Genomic DNA, 16,806 nt, shown 5'->3' with positions numbered 1-16,806 from the left:
ACCTGCCACGGTCGAGTACATCACCGCCACGAACGGCCTACGCCTGGCTCCCGTTCACGCCGAAGCAGTGGCTCTCATATGACCCGATGAATTCAGTGCCCATCGGGTAGAGGACGAACACGCGGACAGCGCTGTCCGGGATCTTCCCGGTCAGGAGCTTGAGCTCCGGGTCGTTGTCCAGCTCCTCCGGAAGCGGGTACGCCTCGCCGCACCAGCCGTACAGGTCGTCGTACATCGCGTCGCCGATGCCCCAGGCGGGGGAGAAGCAGTTGCCCTCGGCGTCGCCAGAGAGCACGACCCGCCGGTCGGCAGGCAGCTTCCGAAGGATGGCGCGAAGTTCGCCCACGGTCATGGGGCCGGGGTTCTCATCGGGGGCAGCGGCGATCGCGGTGACGGTGGTCATGTGTCCTCCAGGGGAGTTGGTCGGTGTGGTGTGTTCCGGGATCCGGGGCGGCGCGGCCAGCGCCGCCCCGGCGGGTTGGTTGCGGTCAGACGCGGGGCTTGTTGTCCGGGTATCACCACCCCTTTCAACAAGGAAAACAATACAAGATTTAGCCCGAAAAGCAAGCCCTGGAGGGCCTACGACCAGGCATCATCTGGCAAGCGGCGCCGGGCGGGACAACCGGCGCGCCTCCTGCTGGTTCGCGGGCTTCCGGCGGTCAACTACGCCCACGCCCGAGGCAGGCGCGGGGCGCCGGCTGCCGCCGTGCCCGGCGGCGCGTACGGGCCGCAGCCGGTCCGGGCGCCGCGCCGGATCGGCCCGGCGGGGCGCCCGGACGGGCGGTCAGCGGCGCGTACGGGTCGCGCGCTTGAGCTGGCGCTGGTGACGCCGGTGGACGGCCTGAGCGAGGATCCAGCCGACGGTGGCGCCGAGGTGCCAGCGGAACAGCACGACCTTGTTCTCCAGGTACAGGCTGATGGCCTCGGCGGGGGTGTCGCAGTCGTGGTCGACGGTGTACCTCGCCGTAAGGATGCTTCCGTCAGTCAGCTCGATCTCCACGATGGCGGTGGTGATCGGGTCGCCGGTGAGGCGGTGCTCGTGGGCGATGCGGACCGGCGGGGCGTCGAAGAGGTTGCCCAGGTGCCAGGCGAAGTCGCGCGCGATCTCGTGGGCGGTGAGCGGGACGTCGGTCGTCACAGAGACCTTCGCTGCGGTGCTGGTCGCGTAGGCGAATCCGAGGGTGGGGTTCATGGGTCCTCCTCCTGGTGGGGTGCGTTTCGGGACCTGGGGCGGCGCGGCCAGCGCCGCCCCAGGGTGGTGCTTGGTCAGTCCGTGGCGCGGACCTCGTGCACGGGCTCCTCCTCGCCCGGCAGGACCCAGAGCGGGAGCGGGGTGAAGTCGGTCGGCGGAGCGAGCTTGGCGACGGCCACGGCGACCATGTCGGCGTCGACGTCGCGGGGCAACAGGCGGGCGACGGCGGCGGTGTCCTTGAGCACCGACCACAGGTCGTAGAGCGCCTTTTGGCGGAGCTGTAGGGCGTCACGCCATGCCGCGCGCGTGCTGCCGACCAGGTGGTTGGCCTCCATGGCCCGGATGATCAGCGCGGGGTCGACGTCCGGCTCGGCCTCCTCGTACTGCCGGGCCGCTTCCAGCATCTCGGCGCGCACCGCCCGGTAGGCCGCCACCCCGATCTTCTTCGCCTCGGCCCGCTGTTCGGGGGTAAGCTGGTCGGTCGTCTCGTTCATCGCTGGGCCTTTCCGGCGTGGTTCGGTGGTGTGTTTCGGGTGAGGCCGGGGGCGGCGCGGCCAGCACCGCCCCCGGGTGTCGCTCTGGGGTCTTACGCCTTGGGGAGGGTGAGGCGGGTTCCGAACTCCGTCGGGGCGGCCAGTCCGTTCCGAATGGCGGCGAACGTCAGGGCCTCGGCGAACTCCTCGATCATGGGCTTGACCAGGGCGTGCCGGGTGCCAAACAGACGGCGGGTGTGGATGCGGCCGTCCGGGCCGGTCTTGGCGTCCACGGTCCAGCCCTGCTCCTTCACCAGCCGGGACAGGTGCAGGATCGTGGGCCGCTGGCCCTGAAGCTCGGTGATGGTGGCCTGTGCGTAGAGGCCGAGGCGCACACCGTCCGGGCCGACCTCCTCGCAGCGCTCCATCACCTGGATGGTCAGCTCGTAGCTGCGGGCGCGGCACCCGGCCTCGGGGTAGGTGGTGACGCGGACCGCGCTGGGCTTGAACACCGGGGCCGCCGCCTTCTTGACGGAGCGACGACGACGGGCCTTGGTGAAGGTGGTCATGATGGTTGCCTTTCGGGTTGGTTGGTGTGTTCCGGGCCTCCGGGGCGGTTGCCGACCGCATCTCCGGGGCTTGTCGTCCGGGGGGCTCCCGCCCTCCCCTTCCGACAAAGACAACAATACCAGAATTAGCCAGGAAAGCAAGACCTGAAAGGGCCCTGACCAGCACTTTTCACCCGAATGACAAGATCATTCCCGAGGCCGTCCCCACCCACCGGACCCCCCTCCCAGCCAGCCCTCCGGCCCCGGCCCCCACAGGCCGGCACCCCGCTGACCAACCCTCACCACCCGAACCACCACACCGCACCACCACGACCACCCCCGCACGTCGGCAAGCCGACGACGGCGCCCGCCGCCAGCCCGTACCACGACGGCGACCAGCCACCCAACGGAGCCGTGGGGGGCGGGGGTCCGGAGGAGCCCCCCACGGAGCCCACGCGCGCGGCGAAGCCTCCCAAGACCGGCACAGCGCGGGCACGCGTCCCGCACCCGACCACCAGACCCGCACAGCGCGCGAACACGACCAAGCGCGCCCACTGCCGGATCGGCCGAAGGCCGATGCCGGAGAGCACACGCCGCACCACCACCCCCGCGGCCCCCCCCCCCACCCCAACCCGCGCACCACCACAACCAACCACCAACGAGCCGGCGCCCACCCCACCCACCACCCACCAACCCCCGCACCACCCCACCCACCACCACAAACCGACGCACAAACACCAAAACCCCCAGCAGCGGTCACCCAAATTTGGGTGACCGCTACCAGGGGCAGGAACCAGTGCCTGGGCCTACTCCGGTTCCGGTGCGAAGAGTGGGTCCTGGACGGGGCTGGGGGCCTGGGCGTAGACGGGGGCGTTCTGCTGGCGGTAGCGGAGGTGGTCGGCGACCGTCCACCCCAGCCACTCCCAGTCAGGCAAAAGCCGGTGGGGGCGGCTGGTGGTGTAGAGCGACGCTTCGCTACGCCCGATGGCGCTGGCGGCGGCCCTCGTCGTGCCGTCGATCAGGAGCATTTCGGAGCGGACCTGGTGGAGCGTGCTGTCGCCGTGGAGCCAGATGCCGCTCGTCGGCAGGGCCGGCGTGGTGAGCACGGCGAGACGGTGGATGTCTCCCCACCCCGGGTGGAGCCCGCCGGGGCGCACCCAGAGGGAGGCACCGGGGCGGATGTCGCCGGGGCCGGTGGGAATGTGGCTGGGGTGGTGGGGTCGTGGGCTGGTACGCCGTCGTGGTTTGGGCGGGTAGTAGTGGCTCGGCGGGTAGTTGGGGTTGGCCTGGTGGTAGGCGTGCAGTTCCTCGGCGAGGGCGGCGAGCTGGTCGGTGTGTGTGTAGCAGATGGGGCCGATGTGCCAGCGGCGGGGCAGTTTGAGGTCGTGGTACGTGGGGGCGCCGCACTGGCAGGTGCCGCTCTGGATGTAGGGCTGAGCGGTATCGCAGGGCCAGGGGGTCTGGCAGGTGCGGCAGGTCCAGCCCGCGGCGCTGCTGGGCAGGTGTTCGTCGGGCAGGTAGATGGGGCGCATTGGCCAGTGTCTGCTCGTTTCGGGGATGGCGGGCTCCGGTGGTCTCGCTCGGGCGGAGTGGAGTCGTGGCGGAACGGGTGCAGGCCCCGGGGCCGGGTCGGCTCCGGGGCCTGCACGGGTGTTGATCAGAACGGGCGGCCGTCGCAGCCCTCGTAGCCGTCCAGGCGTTGTGCCTCAGGGGCGGCTTCTGCCAGGGCGGCGGCGGCCAAGCCGAAGCCGGCGTCCAGCGTGGCCCGGTCGTACGCCTGGTCAGCGTCCGTCATCATCTGCTCGCGGGCGGTCCTGATCGCCTCGGCGGCCTTGATGGCGTTGGGGCGGGCGGGCGCGGAGGTGGTGGCGAGCACGAAGAGTTCGATCTCCAGGTCGTTGAGCTTCAGCGGGGTGTCCTGCTGCCTCGCGGCAGCAAGGGCGGAAGCGGCGGCCGCGTGGCCGATCGTGAGCATGGCTCCTCCTGGGTGAGGTGGTGTTCGGTGTGTTCCGGGGTCGTCCGGGTCGCGGTGCCGCCGCGCCTCGGGGTGTTGTTGGCTGCCATAGGTGCTTAGGGGAGCTATGCGTCGCAGACCGTGCAGACGACTCGGCCTCGGGGGCGGTCGGTGGCTGCGGTGGCGAGCTGGGCGAGGCCGTGCAATGCGGTCCAGGCCCGGCCGGGGCGATCCGGGATGAGGCAAGAGACCTGCACCTCGAGTCGGCGGTCGCCGACCTCCGGCCAGCCCAGTCACAGCTCCTGGCCGCAAGCGGCCAGGGTGCCGGCCCTGAGCTCGTGCCCCTTCGGATGGTGCGGTAGGTGGGGAGGGCCGGCCGAGGGAGCGTCAGCCCCGGGTCGGGCGGCTCGATGCCGCCCGACCCGGCCTGGCGCGCCGGGCAGCGGGGGCTGGCCCGGCGTACTGAGCCCGCCCCCGCACCTTGCGGACCTACTCAGCCAGGGCCTTCGCGACGGCGATACGGATGGCTCGCGCCTGACCGGGAACGAGCTTGCTCCAATCCCCTCCGATGGACTCCAGCGCCACCGTCTCAAGGAAGGCACAGCGGTGCAGCGCCGCGCCGGTCAGGTTCTGCTGGCCAGCGACCAGGTACCCGTAGTAGCGAGCGGTCAGGAAGCTGTCGCTGGTGCCGTCCAACTCCTCGGACGGGCTGCGGTCCTCGGCGGCAGCCTCAGCGGCGATCTTCTCGCACAGAGCCTGCAGGGCGGGGTGGTCGAGCTCGATGGCGGGGGTGGTGGACATGTCGTCTCCCTGGTGGGTGTGTTTCGGAGTTCCGGGCACCGGTGCCAACCGGCGCCCTGCCGGGGTAGAACCTAGCCCGACATGAAGAAAATTACCAGCTTTAGACCATCTTGTCGAGAGTGAGCGGTCACGACCGGCGTAATTCCCCTGGTGTCGGACCCGCTATGCTCGGTGGTACAGACTGGCATCTCCTTCCTGGGGAGGTCGGTGTGTTTCGGGACCGGTGGCCGCGCCAGCCTGCCGCACTTGTGCGGGGGGTCCGCCTTATGGCGGGTGGCCACCGGTTTTTTGCGCGCTCGGCCCGCTCGCCTGCGGGGTGCGGGACGGCGTTGATCGCGCCGCCCCGCCCGGGCCGTCTTACTCGCTGGACCCCTCGTCGGTGAGGTCGCCGTCCAGCTCCGCCTCGTCGTCGGTGAGGTCGCCGTCCAGCTCCAGCTCCGCCTCGTCGTCCTTCGCCTGGGCCGCCGCTCGGGCCGCTTCCTTGGCCGCGACCTCGGCGGCCTGCTGTCGGGCCGTCTCCAGCGTCTCCTCCTCGATCTCGCTGAGGGTGTAGCCGCAGTGCTTGGCCAGGAATTCGATCCACTGGACGACTGCGCGGTCGATGGTGTTGCGCCAGGCTCCGTCGTGCATGTACTGCCGCTCGCAGTGGGCGGCGACCTGGGCGAAAAGGATGGTCCATCGGCGCTGCTTGCCGGTACGGGCGATCAGGTCGCCGAAGGGGTCCTGGCGTCCGTAGCGGGGATCCCTGCCCGACTTCGGCTCGGCGCTGAGGAACTGCGCCATCATGTCGGTGTTGGCGGCGCACCCGCTGCTGATGATGGAGAGGATCTGCGTCCAGATTTCGGAGGATGCCTCGCCCTTACGGGCGCAGATCTGCTTGATGAAGTCGTGCCGCACCGTGCGGGCGGACCTCCACGCGGCGTTGTAGGCCTTCACCTGCCTGAGCTCGGAGTTGTCCGCGACCGGCTTCGGCGCCTCGGGCATCTGGTGCCGGTTGGCTTTCCAGTCCGCGCACAGCGGCACCGGCTCGCCGGAGGGGTCGATCGCCACCGCGCGCCCGGGGCAGTCCTGGGCGTGCCGCTCGGCGTCGAGGGGCTTGCCCAGGGAGCCGAGCAGGCCGGCTACCGGACGGGCCGCGACCTGCGTCCAGTCCGAGCGCCAGTCGAGCACGGTCAGCCCGGCTTCGCGAAGCTGCTCCCGGAGCTGGGCGAGCTTGGCGCGTTCGGTCAGCTCGTCGCGGAGCTTCTGCAGCGTGTGGTTCCAGCGTCCGCGATCGGCGCCCCCGGACCGCTGGTCCCAGTACCTCGCGGTCGAGAGCTCGGAGATCGCGTCGGGGTGCTCCTTGACGGTCTCCAGGTCGGCCAGTTCGAGGAGGTCGAAGTCGCGGTCCACGCCCCGCTTCAGGGTGGCGTCGTCGAGCTGGGATGCCTGGGCGGCGGCGTCCAGCTCCTGCTCCGTCAGGCCCATCGCTCGGGCCTGGCGCTTGCGCTTCGTCCTCGTGCCCCCCTTCATCAGCGCGAGCTGCTGGGCGGCCTCGATGTAGTCGAGCGTGCTGGCGTCCTCGCGGTGCCGGTTCTCGACCACGCTCAGCACCAGGGCGTCGTCGTCGGCGTCGGCCAGATCGTCCCGCACGATGGCGGGGACCTTCCAGGGCTGCCCGGCGGCCTTGCGGGCCGGGGCGGCCAGTTGCGCGGCCTTGTTGCGGCGCTGGCCGAAGATGATGCCGAGCGTGCCGTCGGGCTGCGGGCGGAGCAGGAGGGGCGTCTGGACGCCGAACTCTTCGACGCTGGCGATCAGTTCGAGGTTGGGCTCGGTGGTGTCGTCCTCGTCCTCTCCGTCGGATCGCTTCTTGCGGTGGTTGAACGGGTCCACCACGAGGACGAACGGGTCGGCCCAGACGAAGCGGCCCGCCCCGGCGCCGGCGTCGGGGTCCTGCTCTTCCTCCGGGTGGTGGTCGCTGTCGAGCACCTCGGCTCGCAGCTCCTCGTAGGCCGTGCGCTGGATCTCCTCGGCCTCGCCGTCCGCAAGGGCCGCCGACTGGTACTCGGTGACGGTGTCGGTCACGTTCATGCCTCTCGTTCGTGGTGAGCGGTGCGTTTCGGTCGGGGGCGGCGCGGCCAGCGCCGCCCCCGGATGTCGGAAGCAACCCCCTCCGACAAAGACAACATTACCAGCAAAAGACCGTTTTTGGAAGTGTCAGACGGTCCTTGAGCTGCCGTTTTCGCGCTGCTTGGTTCCTCGCGGCCGGGCGGTCGACTCGTCGACCGCCCGGCCGCGCCGCCTCAGCCCTCGCTGGGGCGGGCGATCGTGATCACCGGCTCGCCGCAGTCGCCGGGGCCGATCGTCGCCACCAGGATGACGCGCTGAGCCTTGACACTGGAGCCGTCACAGGGGATGCGGAACAGCTCCACGGTCAGCCGGTTGCCGCGCGGGCGGGCGGAGCTGCAGGCGGCGCCGATCGCCCGGCTCGTCATCAGCAGGAGGTCCCACTCGCGCTGCACCTCGTCCTGCCGCAGGGCCTCGGTGCCGGGGGCGTCCCGCCACGCGATGCACTCCCGGAACACGGCATCGGTGTAGGCGACTGGCGCGGGAAAGCCCCCGAGAGTCGCGACCAGCTGCGGGTCGGCCTCGATCAGGTAGCCGTCGGCGATGGCCTGGGCGCGAGTGTAGGTGGTGGTCATGGTGGTTGCCTTTCGGGTTGGTTGGTGTGTTCCGGGCCTCCGGGACGGTTGCCGACCGCCCGTCCGGGGCTTGTCGTCCGGGGGGCCTTGCCCCCTTCCGACAAAGACAACAATACCAGAGTTAGCCCTGAATGCAAGACCTGAAGGGCTCCTGACCAGCACTTTTCACCCGAATGCCAAGATCATTTCCAGGGCCGTCCCACCCCCGGAACCCCCCTCCCAGTCAGCCCGCCGTGACCCCAACCCCCGAAGGCCGGCACCCCGCTGACCAACCCTCACCACCCGACCGCGACACCGAGCACCACCACGGCCACCCCCGCGAACCGTCAGATCGGCGACGCTGCTGCGCCCCAGCACCCGCCACGACGACGACCAGCCACCTGCGCTGGGACCAACTGCCCAGGGAGGGCCGCGAGGCCCGAGTGGTGAACGCGGGAGCTTGCGAGCGCGTTCAGGGCAGGCGGTAGCGCATGTCCAGCCCGCGCAGGGCTGGTGGGGGGTGCGGGGGGAGGCGCCCCCCGCAGGGGTAGGCGGGTCCAGCGCCGCCGGGCGCTGGCGGCCTGCCGGGGCCGGTCCCGGCACCGGCGCGAAGCGCCGGTCTCACTGACCCGCGCGCTGCGGCCACCCGGAGGCACGCGGCCGTCGTTCGTCCTGCTCAGCCACCCAACGGCCGGCGCACCGCCGCCGCCACCCGACCGGTCGGCGCACCCGGCCGCAGCGGTTCCGGCGACGGCTCCCGTTCGCGGGGGGCGCCGCGCTGCGCCCCCCGCGAACGCAGACCCGGCCGCGCCTGGTCGGGCGCGGCCGGGTCTGGGGTCAGCTGCAGAATGCGGCGATCTCGCGGACCAGGTCCAGGGCGTCGAGGTCGCAGGTGCAGTTGTGGTCGTTCATGTGATCGGGGTCGCTCGCGAGATCGTTGATCTCGACCGCCCGCTCGAGCAGGGCTGCTAGGACTGCCTGTCGGTCGGCGGACTGAGTCGCGGCCGGGCGGATCGCCTGGCTGGAGTCGTTCTGCATCGTCTCTCCTGTGGGGGTGTTTCGGGTGGGCCGGGGCGGCGCGGCCAGCGCGCCCGAGGATGGGTCAGAAGTCGGCGGTGTGGAGGGCACCGGGGAAGGTCGCCACGTGGTACAGCAACTGGTCGGCGGCCAGGGCCAGCTCCTGACCGGCCAGTCCTCCGAACTCGCTGATGTGATCTGCGTAGGCCTCGCCGACGGCGAGGAAGGCGACTTCCCGAGCGTCGAACCGGTCGGCGGCGTCCACGTGGACAATCTCGGGCCCGAGCAGACTGTGCGTGTCGCCCCAGTCCAGGACGACCGTGTAAAACCTGCGTTCCTGTTCGGCGGTCTTCTCGCGGCGGGCGGCGGTGAGGAGGTTGATGAGCCTGCGGATCATGTTCTTGCTCCTTCGGTGGTGTGCTTCGGGTGGCCGGGGGCGGCGCGGCCAGCGCCGCCCCCGGGTGGGGTGGTCAGAAGTCCATGGAGTTGGTGGCGTGCTGGACCCCGGGGAAGGTGCACACGCGGCGGAACACCTGGGTGGCGGCCAGGATCAGCTCTTCGCCGTCCAGTCCCTGGAACTCGGCGACCTGGCTGGCGTAGGCGCGGGCGGCCTGGAGGTAGGCGGCCCAGACGGCGGCCAGCGGGGTGGCGGCGCGGACGTGGACCACCTCGACCGCGTAGTCCTGGTAGGCCTCGGGCATCCAGTCCAGGACGACGGTGTAGGGCTTGAGCCCGCCGGTCGCGGCCGCCGCGCGCTTCCGGGCTCGGATGGCCTTGAAGGTCTCGATGAAGGTGCGGAGCATGGTGGTTGCCTTTCGGGTTGGTTGGTGTGTTCCGGGCCTCCGGGGCGGTTGCCGACCGCATCTCCGGGGCTTGTCGTCCGGGGGGCTCTCGCCCTCCCCTTCCGACAAAGACAACAATACCAGAATTAGCCAGGAAAGCAAGACCTGAAAGGGCCCTGACCAGCACTTTTCACCCGAATGACAAGATCATTCCCGAGGCCGTCCCCACCCACCGGACCCCCCTCCCAGCCAGCCCTCCGGCCCCGGCCCCCACAGGCCGGCACCCCGCTGACCAACCCTCACCACCCGAACCACCACACCGCACCACCACGACCACCCCCGCACGTCGGCAAGCCGACGACGGCGCCCGCCGCCAGCCCGTACCACGACGGCGACCAGCCACCCAACGGAGCCGTGGGGGGCGGGGGTCCGGAGGAGCCCCCCACGGAGCCCACGCGCGCGGCGAAGCCTCCCAAGACCGGCACAGCGCGGGCACGCGTCCCGCACCCGACCACCAGACCCGCACAGCGCGCGAACACGACCAAGCGCGCCCACTGCCGGATCGGCCGAAGGCCGATGCCGGAGAGCACACGCCGCACCACCACCCCCGCGGCCCCCCCCCCCACCCCCACCCGCGCACCACCACAACCAACCACCAACGAGCCGGCGCCCACCCCACCCACCACCCACCAACCCCCGCACCACCCCACCCACCACCACAAACCGACGCACAAACACCAAAACCCCCAGCAGCGGTCACCCAAATTTGGGTGACCACCACCAGGGGCAGAAGCAGCAGACGATCAGGTGAGGACGACGGCCACGACGGCGGCTGCGAGTACGAGCAGCGCGACGATGGTGGTGTCGATGGCTCGTCGCAGGCCCTTGTACTTGCTTCGGGCCAGCTGGGACAGGATCACCACCTGGCTGGACAGCTGCTCGGTGGTGAGGTCGGCCGCGAGGTCGTCGGCGGTGCAGTTGGCCCAGTGGAGCCAGGAGCCGCGCACCTGGCCGTCCAGGCGGGGGCGGACGACGAGCAGCACCATCACCATGGCAGCGACGAGGCCGGCTGCTCCGAGCGCGACCAGCGCGGTTGCCACCGGCGGGAGGTGTCGGCTTGGGGCCAGGGCGACCAGGACGGCAAGTGGCAGGCCGAGCGCGGCCGTCAGGGCTTGGGCCTTCGCCTCGGCGCGGGCCAGCTCGTTGGCCACCGTGGCGTGTGCTCGTTCGTACTGGGTGTTGGTGGGCCTGACCACCGGCTCCTGATGCTGCACGGTCTCCTCCTGGGCTGTGGTGCGGCCGGACAGGACTTTCCTGTCCGGCCTGGGTGGTTCTGCTGCCTGCGTCACCCTGAAGACCGGGTGCGCGGAGCGTGGTGCGTGCGCCGGTGTCAGAAGGCCCAGGCGATACCGAGCTCGTCGGCGTGGGCGCGGAGGTCCGGCGTGATGTCGCCGATGAAGCCGAGCTTCTCCTCGGCCTGACGCAGCAGCCCGGGCCGGTCGTCGTCGCCCGCCTTGAGGGCGTTGGCAAGGTGGGAGGCGGCGGCCGTCAGCAGCCCGGCTTGCTCGAAGCTGTGGTCCTGGGTCAGGAAGTCAGCGGCATCAATCACGAGTTGGACCAACGTGGCGGCGTCGGCCGCGGTCGGATCCGATGGCACTGGGTTGCGGTCGAGGCTCGCGAGGTATGCGACCGCTCGGCCGTAACGGTCGGCCAGGACGGCGAAGGTCAAGGGGGTGGTCGTCATGGGCACTTCCTCCGTCACGGTTGTGTCGGCCGGGTAGCCGAGGCCGAGCAGGGGTGGGTCCTGCTCGACTTCGAGCGCCCGGTCAGTCGAGGGTCCAGCGGGTCGTCGGGGTGGACTCGCCCTGGTGGACGGTGGCCAAGTGCGCGGTCAGGCCGGCGCGCCCTCCTTGGCAGACCAGATAGCAGCGGGGGCATCCGTGTGACCACTGGTCGTCCTTCGGCAGGCGCCAGGGCTCCAGTTGGGCCGGGCTGGGTGCCCCCCAGAGGGGGGCATGGGTCGGTCGGCTGGTCACGGCAGCAGGTGGACGAGCGTCTCGACCAGGGCCAACGGGACGCCGCCGTCGCGGGCGGCCTGGTCGGCCCTCTGCAGCAGGGCACGGATATGGCGCTGGTCGAAGGAACCGGGGTGGGTCAGCTCGGCATCGATGACCCGCGCCACCCGGTCGTACAGCTCACCGGCCGCGTCGAGGGCGGCGGACTTCTCGAACTCGTGCGCCGGGACGTCGGCGAGGAAGTCGGTGCACTCGTCGCTCGCCCGGCTGACCAGCTCGTGGACGGCCGCGTGCACGAGCTGCGGCGCGTGTGCGGCGGCGGCGATGAGGCTGCCGGGGATCTGGGTGGTCACGGTGTGGTCCTCTCGTTCGGGTTCGATGGTTGCCGACGGTTCGTCAGCGGGTCGTCCGCTTCGGGACATTCAGCCGTCGGCCGATGTGGTAGTGCGGATTGCCGGTGCGGCTGTACGGGCACACGTAGGCGACGCGGTCCAGGTAGCCGGGGTGCTTGTCGGCGAAGTCGCGTCCGGCCTGCTGCGCGTCGGTCTTGTTGCTGTAGTGGGCCTTGCCGTTGCACGCCTTGGCGCGGCTGACGCCGGGCTTGCTCCTGCGGATCGCGGTCTTGCCCATGTCTGTGTTCCTCTCGCTCGTGCGGTTTGGTGGTGTTGCCGCGGGCCGGGTCGGCTGGGGGCGATCGGCGGACTTCGGCGGCTCCCTTGGCGGGATCTGGGGGCCGCCTCGACTCGCGGCGGGCGGTCAGGGGGCGTCGATGCTGGTGAGCAGGGCGCTGACGGCGGTCAACTGCCCGATGGTGGTGGCGGCGGGCGGCCAGGCCGCGGCGGCCAGGAAGGTGCCGGGAAGGCCGGCGAAGGTGTCGCCCTCCCGCTCGCGGTCGGCGAGCAGCTGCTCGCGCAGCCCCTCGGTGATCCGGGCGTAGGGGGCGACGAGTTCCAGGACGGTGTCGGGGTTGCTGATGTCGTACCGCGACCCGCCGGCGAAGACGTGGTCGACGGGCTGCTGCTCGCGGCCGCGGTCGTCGTAGACCTGAGCCCAGTAGGTGGCCAAGGCCTGGTCCCACCCCACGCGGGCGCTGCGGCCGGCGGGGGCTCCGTCGAGGAGGTCGAGGTGGTGGACGGACATGCGCTCCTCCTGTTCTGCGGTCCGGGGTTCCGGCTCCGTCCGCGCCGTCCGGAGGTGTGGTCCGGGCGGCACGGGCTAAGCCAGCTGGGCCCGCTCGCTGTCAGGAGTCCGGGGAGGCGGAAATGGCGACCTTCCAGGTATCCAGCAGGGGCCAGGCCGGCGCGTCGTGGACGGCTCCGCGGCAGGCCTCCATGCGTTGCGTGGCGGCGGCCGTGTCGCTGGAGAAGGCAGCGCGGACCAGCTCGGCGCGCTCGGTCTCCGTGAGGCTCCAGACGGTGGCCCGCACGAGGGGGCGGGCCTGGAGGCGCGGGCCGTTCGTGATGTCGCAGGTCGCCATGTCACTGGCGAAGAGCGCGTCGGCAGCCCACTGGCGGAGCTTGTCGTCGGTGTCCAGGCCGAGGCTCTGGATGGAGGTGTGCGTCACGCTGTACATCGGTCTCTCCGTCAGCTGGGCCCGGCGGGACGGCGGTACCGCCCCACCGGGCTCGGGTGGGGGCTCAGTGCTGCTGGCCGGTCCAGGCGCCAGCGGCGGCGTTGCCGCTGGTGCGGGCCCGGGCGGACAGGTCGCGGGCGTCGGCGGCCCGCTGGGGGTCCTGGGCGGCGGCGTAGGCCTGGCGGGCCTCAGCGTGCAGCTGCTGGACGGTCTCGGAGATGCCGGCGGCGGTGTTCTCGGACATGGGTCCTCGTCTCTCGTCGGAAGGGGGTGTGTTTCGGGTGCCGGAGCACTGCCACGTGCGTCCGGGTGGTCGGGACCACCGGTCCCGACAGATAGAACATTACCAGTTTTAGAACTAATCGGGAAGGGTGACGTCCCGTCGACCTTCCGGGGGTGGGAGTATTGGGCCGCCCTGGCCTTGGCCTGGGCAGGCCGGGGGCGAACCCGGCCCGCGGGTGCCGTCGGCGCCCGGCGTGGGCCCCGGGGTGTCTGCTTCATCCCGGGGCCCTTTGCCGTCGTCAGGCGCCCTGCGTGATCCCCGGTGTGCGCTCGGGGCTGGGCTTGGGACGGCGGTCGTACCGGTCCCGCGCGACGGCGAGGCGCTTGGCTGCCGTCGACTTGGGCCTCCCCGTTAGCAACATCGCCTCTGGGAGCTTGACCGTGAACCGGCCCCCGCGCTGGACCAACCGGGTCAGCAGGAGGTCGATCTCGGTCTCGATCTCGCCGATGCTGGAGACCTCGCCGTCCGGCTCGTCCTCGCCGGTCTCGGCCGGGACCTGGTCGGTCTCGGGCTCGGAGGTCCCGCTCCCCTCGGTACCGGAAAGGGGAGTCCCGTTGGTCTCACGGCGCCGAGTCTCGGCGGTCCAGGTCTCGGAAGCGATGGTCTCGGTCTCGGAAGCGGTGGTCTCGGTCTCGGAAGCGGTGGTCTCTCCCGCGCTGGTCCCGGTCCCGTTGGTCTCACGGCGCCGAGTCTCGGCGGTCCAGGTCTCGGAAGCGATGGTCTCGGTCTCGGAAGCGGTGGTCTCTCCGGCCCTGGTCCCGGACCCGTTGGTCTCACGGCGCCGAGTCTCGACGCCGGGGATCGTGGAGGTCTCCCTGGTCTCGCGACGGCGGGTGCCAGTCTCGCCGGTCCCGATGCTGCGGGTCTCGGTCCAGCTGGTCTCGCTGGCGGGCAGGGCCGGGGCGGGGAAGCCGGTCTCGGCCTTCCGTCGGGTCCCGGCCGTGGTCTCGCGCTTCGTCCCTCCCGAGGTACCTCCCTGGGTGTCCAGGCGCTCCAGGACGTAGGTCGCGGCCCGGTTGTACGGCGTCGTTGCGAGACCGGTCTCCTGCACGGCGAGACCGGGGAGACCGGCCGGGGAGAGACTGGGACTGATCGGGACCACCCTGAACGTGGACGGGACCGGAAGGCCGGCGCGTACGGCCTTCAGGGACCGGCGGTGCGCCAGTTTGGTCTCGGCAGCAGCCCACGCCAGTTCCAGCGTGACCAGCGACTCGTCGGTGATGGTCAGGGACCATGCGGTCCAGGAGTGCCGGGGGTAGCGGACCCATCGAATCAGGGTGATCTTTGGCCGCACCCGCGCTGCCAGTCCCTTGCTGCGCAGGTACTGCTTGTGGATCAGCCGGGCGTACAGCTCCCACAGGACCATGCCGGTAATCGACACCACCGCAAAGCTGACCGCCTTGGGGGTGGCGTGCCAGTAGGTGATCTGGTCGACCCACTTGCCGGATGCCGAGTCGAAGCTGCGGCCGGTGACCTGCCCGGAGTTATGCCAGTAGTTCATTACCGCGGCCCCGCTCGCAAAGCACCAGGTCGCGACCCGGTAGATCGTGCCAGCGTCGCCCTGCTTACGGGCTTCGTGGTACATCCAGCCCGTGAAGGTCGTGGACAGCTCCCAGGCGGCCGCGAACAAGATGGTGAACGGGAAGGCCCAGTCCAGGACGGTCTCCGCGAACGACGCCTGTCCGGTCCAGGCCACCGCCATCGGCGAGGTGATCGGGATGACCACCATCAGACGGCGCAGGTTGGCCTGCACGAAGCGCATGACCCGGTCGGACAGGGTGCCACGGTCCGCTCGCTCGGCCTGTCGGGCGCGTCGGCGGTCCGCCTTCGCCTGGTCCTTGAGCTCGCGGCGGTGGTTGCGCTGAATCGTGCGCGACATCGCACGCTCCAGCACCTCCTCGGCCTCGGCCAGGGCCCTTCCGGCGGCCAACTCCCGCTCCTTGGCTGCAGCTTCACGAGCCTGGGCCTTCGTCAGGAGCTCGTTGGCGTCGCTGGCGGCCTGGTTGGCTGCCGTGCGGGTCGCGTCGGCCTCCTTGCGGGCTGCGTCGCGCAGGGCGGCGGCGTCGGTGTCGGCATCCGACCGGCGCTGGTCGACCTCCCGGCCGACGGCCTGGCGCAGGCGGTCGGTGTCCGCGGCGGCCTGGTCCTGGAGGTTGGAGGCGGTCTGCTGCGCGGTGATCAGCGCGGCACGCGCGGTGCGCTGGGCCTCTTCGGCCTCCGCCTTCAGAGCGTTGGCCTGCTGCTTCGCCTCCTCCTGAAGGCGCCCGGCCGCAGCGGCGGCCTCGGCAAGGATCCGGTCCGCCTCCTGACGAGCGGCGTCGCGGATCCGCGCGGCCTCCTGCTTGGCCTCGGTCTCGGCGGTGCCCTTCGCGGTTGCGCAGACCTTCTCCGCTTCCTGCCGGGCCTCGGCGACCAGGGCGTCGGCCTTGTTCTGGGCCTCGGCGAGCAGGTCCTGAGCCTGCTGGTCGGCGGCCGCGAGGGCTTCCTCTGCGCCCTTGCGGTCTTCTTCGCCCGGGGCGGCGGCCTGCTCCTCGCCGGGGATAGCCGGCATGGCGCGGGGCACCCCCTCCGCCGGGTCCTGGACGGCGGGCGGGGCGGCCTGCCGGGGGGTCTTTCGGGGCCGTTTCGAGGCGGCCCGGGAGTTCCTGCTCAAGGGGTCTCCAATCGCTCTGGAAGGGCGGGATATCCGCCCCCCAACACAGAGAACATTACCAGGTTTAGTCCTGATTGGGAAGCCTGGCGCACACCGTCCGGTCGGCAGATTGCCGCCGGTGGCGTTCGTGCGGTGTCGGCTGGCTCGAGGAGAGTGCTGCCTAGGACGTCAGGAACGGCTTGGTGCAGAAGCCGGCTTCTGTGTCCCGCCTGCGGCTGCTCCTGGACCGGAGCAGCCGCACGGAAAACCGTCCTGAGAAGCCGGGTGGTGCTCGCTGACGGTGGGTCAGTCGCGTACCCGGCGCATCTCCTCGATCGCCGTGCGCAGGGCCTCCTCCAGCCGGACCGCGTGGGCGGCGGCCTGGGCGAGGGCCTTCTGGCCGTCGGTAACCTCGCGTTGTTCGGGGTCGCGGGCGTGCAGGAGCAGGGCGAGGCCCTGCTGGGTGAGGACGGGGGGCAGGTGCTCGGCCAGGGCGCGCAGGTGCTCGGCGGTGCGGGTGATCTCGTCCACGTCGTCGTAGGCGTCGCGGTCGGTGGCCTTCTCCCGGATGGTGCGGATCGCATCGGCGGCGTCGGAGGCGTGGCGGGTGGTCGTGTAGTAGCCCATGACGCACAGTCTGGTGAACCGGGCCGACCGGGTGGGGCGGGTTTGGCGATCTCCGTCCCGGGCGGTGACGGCGTGTCCGGCAGGTCGCCGTCGAGGCCTCCCCCGGAGGGGCCTGGAGGGCACCTCCGGGGGCGTTGGGCGGGGGGTGGGTGTAATGGCCGTAATGGCGTAACTGAGCAGGTCAGAGCCTGTGTGGGGGCGTAACCAGGGTGTGATCCGGCCGTACGGCCGGCGTCCCCGGTTACACCC

22 protein-coding genes are annotated in these 16,806 nt (G+C 71.1%); all 22 read right to left on the bottom strand.

All coding sequences use genetic code 11. The annotated features are described in order from the left end of the window. Positions 1 to 37: 37 nt before the first annotated feature. The gene (locus P3T27_RS37525) at positions 38 to 403 is read right to left on the bottom strand and encodes a hypothetical protein (RefSeq protein WP_280685816.1); all 366 of its coding nucleotides are present in this window, start codon (positions 401 to 403) and stop codon (positions 38 to 40) included. Positions 404 to 784: 381 nt separating this feature from the next. Beyond that, positions 785 to 1,192, bottom strand: coding sequence for a hypothetical protein (locus P3T27_RS37520; RefSeq protein ID WP_280685815.1), 408 nt, complete (start codon positions 1,190 to 1,192; stop codon positions 785 to 787). A 74-nt stretch (positions 1,193 to 1,266) separates the two neighbouring features. Continuing rightward, on the bottom strand, positions 1,267 to 1,686 hold the full coding sequence (locus P3T27_RS37515; protein ID WP_280685814.1) for a hypothetical protein: 420 nt from the start codon (positions 1,684 to 1,686) through the stop codon (positions 1,267 to 1,269). A gap of 92 nt (positions 1,687 to 1,778) precedes the next feature. Continuing rightward, positions 1,779 to 2,234 carry a hypothetical protein gene (locus P3T27_RS37510; protein WP_280685813.1) on the bottom strand — a complete coding sequence of 152 codons (456 nt, stop codon included), beginning with the start codon at positions 2,232 to 2,234 and terminating at the stop codon, positions 1,779 to 1,781. A 785-nt stretch (positions 2,235 to 3,019) separates the two neighbouring features. After that, the gene (locus P3T27_RS37505; RefSeq protein ID WP_280685812.1) at positions 3,020 to 3,745 is read right to left on the bottom strand and encodes a hypothetical protein; all 726 of its coding nucleotides are present in this window, start codon (positions 3,743 to 3,745) and stop codon (positions 3,020 to 3,022) included. A 125-nt stretch (positions 3,746 to 3,870) separates the two neighbouring features. Further along, the gene (locus P3T27_RS37500) at positions 3,871 to 4,188 is read right to left on the bottom strand and encodes a hypothetical protein (protein ID WP_280685811.1); all 318 of its coding nucleotides are present in this window, start codon (positions 4,186 to 4,188) and stop codon (positions 3,871 to 3,873) included. Positions 4,189 to 4,656: 468 nt separating this feature from the next. After that, the gene (locus tag P3T27_RS37495; protein ID WP_280685810.1) at positions 4,657 to 4,968 is read right to left on the bottom strand and encodes a hypothetical protein; all 312 of its coding nucleotides are present in this window, start codon (positions 4,966 to 4,968) and stop codon (positions 4,657 to 4,659) included. 357 nt (positions 4,969 to 5,325) lie between these two features. Then, on the bottom strand, positions 5,326 to 7,038 hold the full coding sequence (locus P3T27_RS37490) for a ParB/RepB/Spo0J family partition protein (protein WP_280685809.1): 1,713 nt from the start codon (positions 7,036 to 7,038) through the stop codon (positions 5,326 to 5,328). Positions 7,039 to 7,250: 212 nt separating this feature from the next. After that, positions 7,251 to 7,649, bottom strand: coding sequence for a DUF6573 family protein (locus P3T27_RS37485; protein ID WP_280685808.1), 399 nt, complete (start codon positions 7,647 to 7,649; stop codon positions 7,251 to 7,253). 816 nt (positions 7,650 to 8,465) lie between these two features. After that, on the bottom strand, positions 8,466 to 8,666 hold the full coding sequence (locus tag P3T27_RS37480; protein ID WP_280685807.1) for a hypothetical protein: 201 nt from the start codon (positions 8,664 to 8,666) through the stop codon (positions 8,466 to 8,468). A 64-nt stretch (positions 8,667 to 8,730) separates the two neighbouring features. After that, positions 8,731 to 9,042, bottom strand: a complete 312-nt coding sequence (locus P3T27_RS37475; RefSeq protein ID WP_280685806.1) for a hypothetical protein — start codon at positions 9,040 to 9,042, stop codon at positions 8,731 to 8,733. 73 nt (positions 9,043 to 9,115) lie between these two features. After that, on the bottom strand, positions 9,116 to 9,448 hold the full coding sequence (locus P3T27_RS37470; protein ID WP_280685805.1) for a hypothetical protein: 333 nt from the start codon (positions 9,446 to 9,448) through the stop codon (positions 9,116 to 9,118). Positions 9,449 to 10,230: 782 nt separating this feature from the next. Next, complete coding sequence (locus P3T27_RS37465; RefSeq protein WP_280685804.1) at positions 10,231 to 10,701, bottom strand: Pycsar system effector family protein; 471 nt, start codon at positions 10,699 to 10,701, stop codon at positions 10,231 to 10,233. Positions 10,702 to 10,817: 116 nt separating this feature from the next. Continuing rightward, entirely contained in the window at positions 10,818 to 11,171 is a 354-nt protein-coding gene (locus tag P3T27_RS37460) for a hypothetical protein (protein ID WP_280685803.1), read from the bottom strand. Between the two features lie 82 nt (positions 11,172 to 11,253). Continuing rightward, complete coding sequence (locus tag P3T27_RS37455; protein WP_280685802.1) at positions 11,254 to 11,463, bottom strand: hypothetical protein; 210 nt, start codon at positions 11,461 to 11,463, stop codon at positions 11,254 to 11,256. Continuing rightward, entirely contained in the window at positions 11,460 to 11,795 is a 336-nt protein-coding gene (locus P3T27_RS37450; RefSeq protein WP_280685801.1) for a hypothetical protein, read from the bottom strand. Before P3T27_RS37450 ends, P3T27_RS37455 begins: the two co-directional genes overlap by 4 nt. A 43-nt stretch (positions 11,796 to 11,838) precedes the next feature. Further along, the gene (locus P3T27_RS37445; RefSeq protein ID WP_280685800.1) at positions 11,839 to 12,072 is read right to left on the bottom strand and encodes a hypothetical protein; all 234 of its coding nucleotides are present in this window, start codon (positions 12,070 to 12,072) and stop codon (positions 11,839 to 11,841) included. Positions 12,073 to 12,198: 126 nt separating this feature from the next. Continuing rightward, positions 12,199 to 12,582: a hypothetical protein gene (locus tag P3T27_RS37440; RefSeq protein ID WP_280685799.1), complete on the bottom strand. Its 384-nt coding sequence runs from the start codon at positions 12,580 to 12,582 to the stop codon at positions 12,199 to 12,201. A 100-nt stretch (positions 12,583 to 12,682) separates the two neighbouring features. Then, complete coding sequence (locus P3T27_RS37435) at positions 12,683 to 13,015, bottom strand: hypothetical protein (protein ID WP_280685798.1); 333 nt, start codon at positions 13,013 to 13,015, stop codon at positions 12,683 to 12,685. A 64-nt stretch (positions 13,016 to 13,079) separates the two neighbouring features. Then, positions 13,080 to 13,259 carry a hypothetical protein gene (locus P3T27_RS37430; RefSeq protein ID WP_280685797.1) on the bottom strand — a complete coding sequence of 60 codons (180 nt, stop codon included), beginning with the start codon at positions 13,257 to 13,259 and terminating at the stop codon, positions 13,080 to 13,082. A gap of 277 nt (positions 13,260 to 13,536) precedes the next feature. Continuing rightward, the gene (locus tag P3T27_RS37425; protein ID WP_280685796.1) at positions 13,537 to 15,951 is read right to left on the bottom strand and encodes a hypothetical protein; all 2,415 of its coding nucleotides are present in this window, start codon (positions 15,949 to 15,951) and stop codon (positions 13,537 to 13,539) included. A 285-nt stretch (positions 15,952 to 16,236) separates the two neighbouring features. Continuing rightward, entirely contained in the window at positions 16,237 to 16,557 is a 321-nt protein-coding gene (locus P3T27_RS37420; RefSeq protein ID WP_280685795.1) for a hypothetical protein, read from the bottom strand. Between the last annotated feature and the right edge of the window lie 249 nt (positions 16,558 to 16,806).

The organism is Kitasatospora sp. MAA19, assembly GCF_029894125.1.
Classification (GTDB): Bacteria; Actinomycetota; Actinomycetes; order Streptomycetales; family Streptomycetaceae; genus Kitasatospora.
The sequence above is the reverse complement of the archived record's forward strand: the minus strand, read 5'-3'. Positions and strand labels throughout refer to the sequence as shown.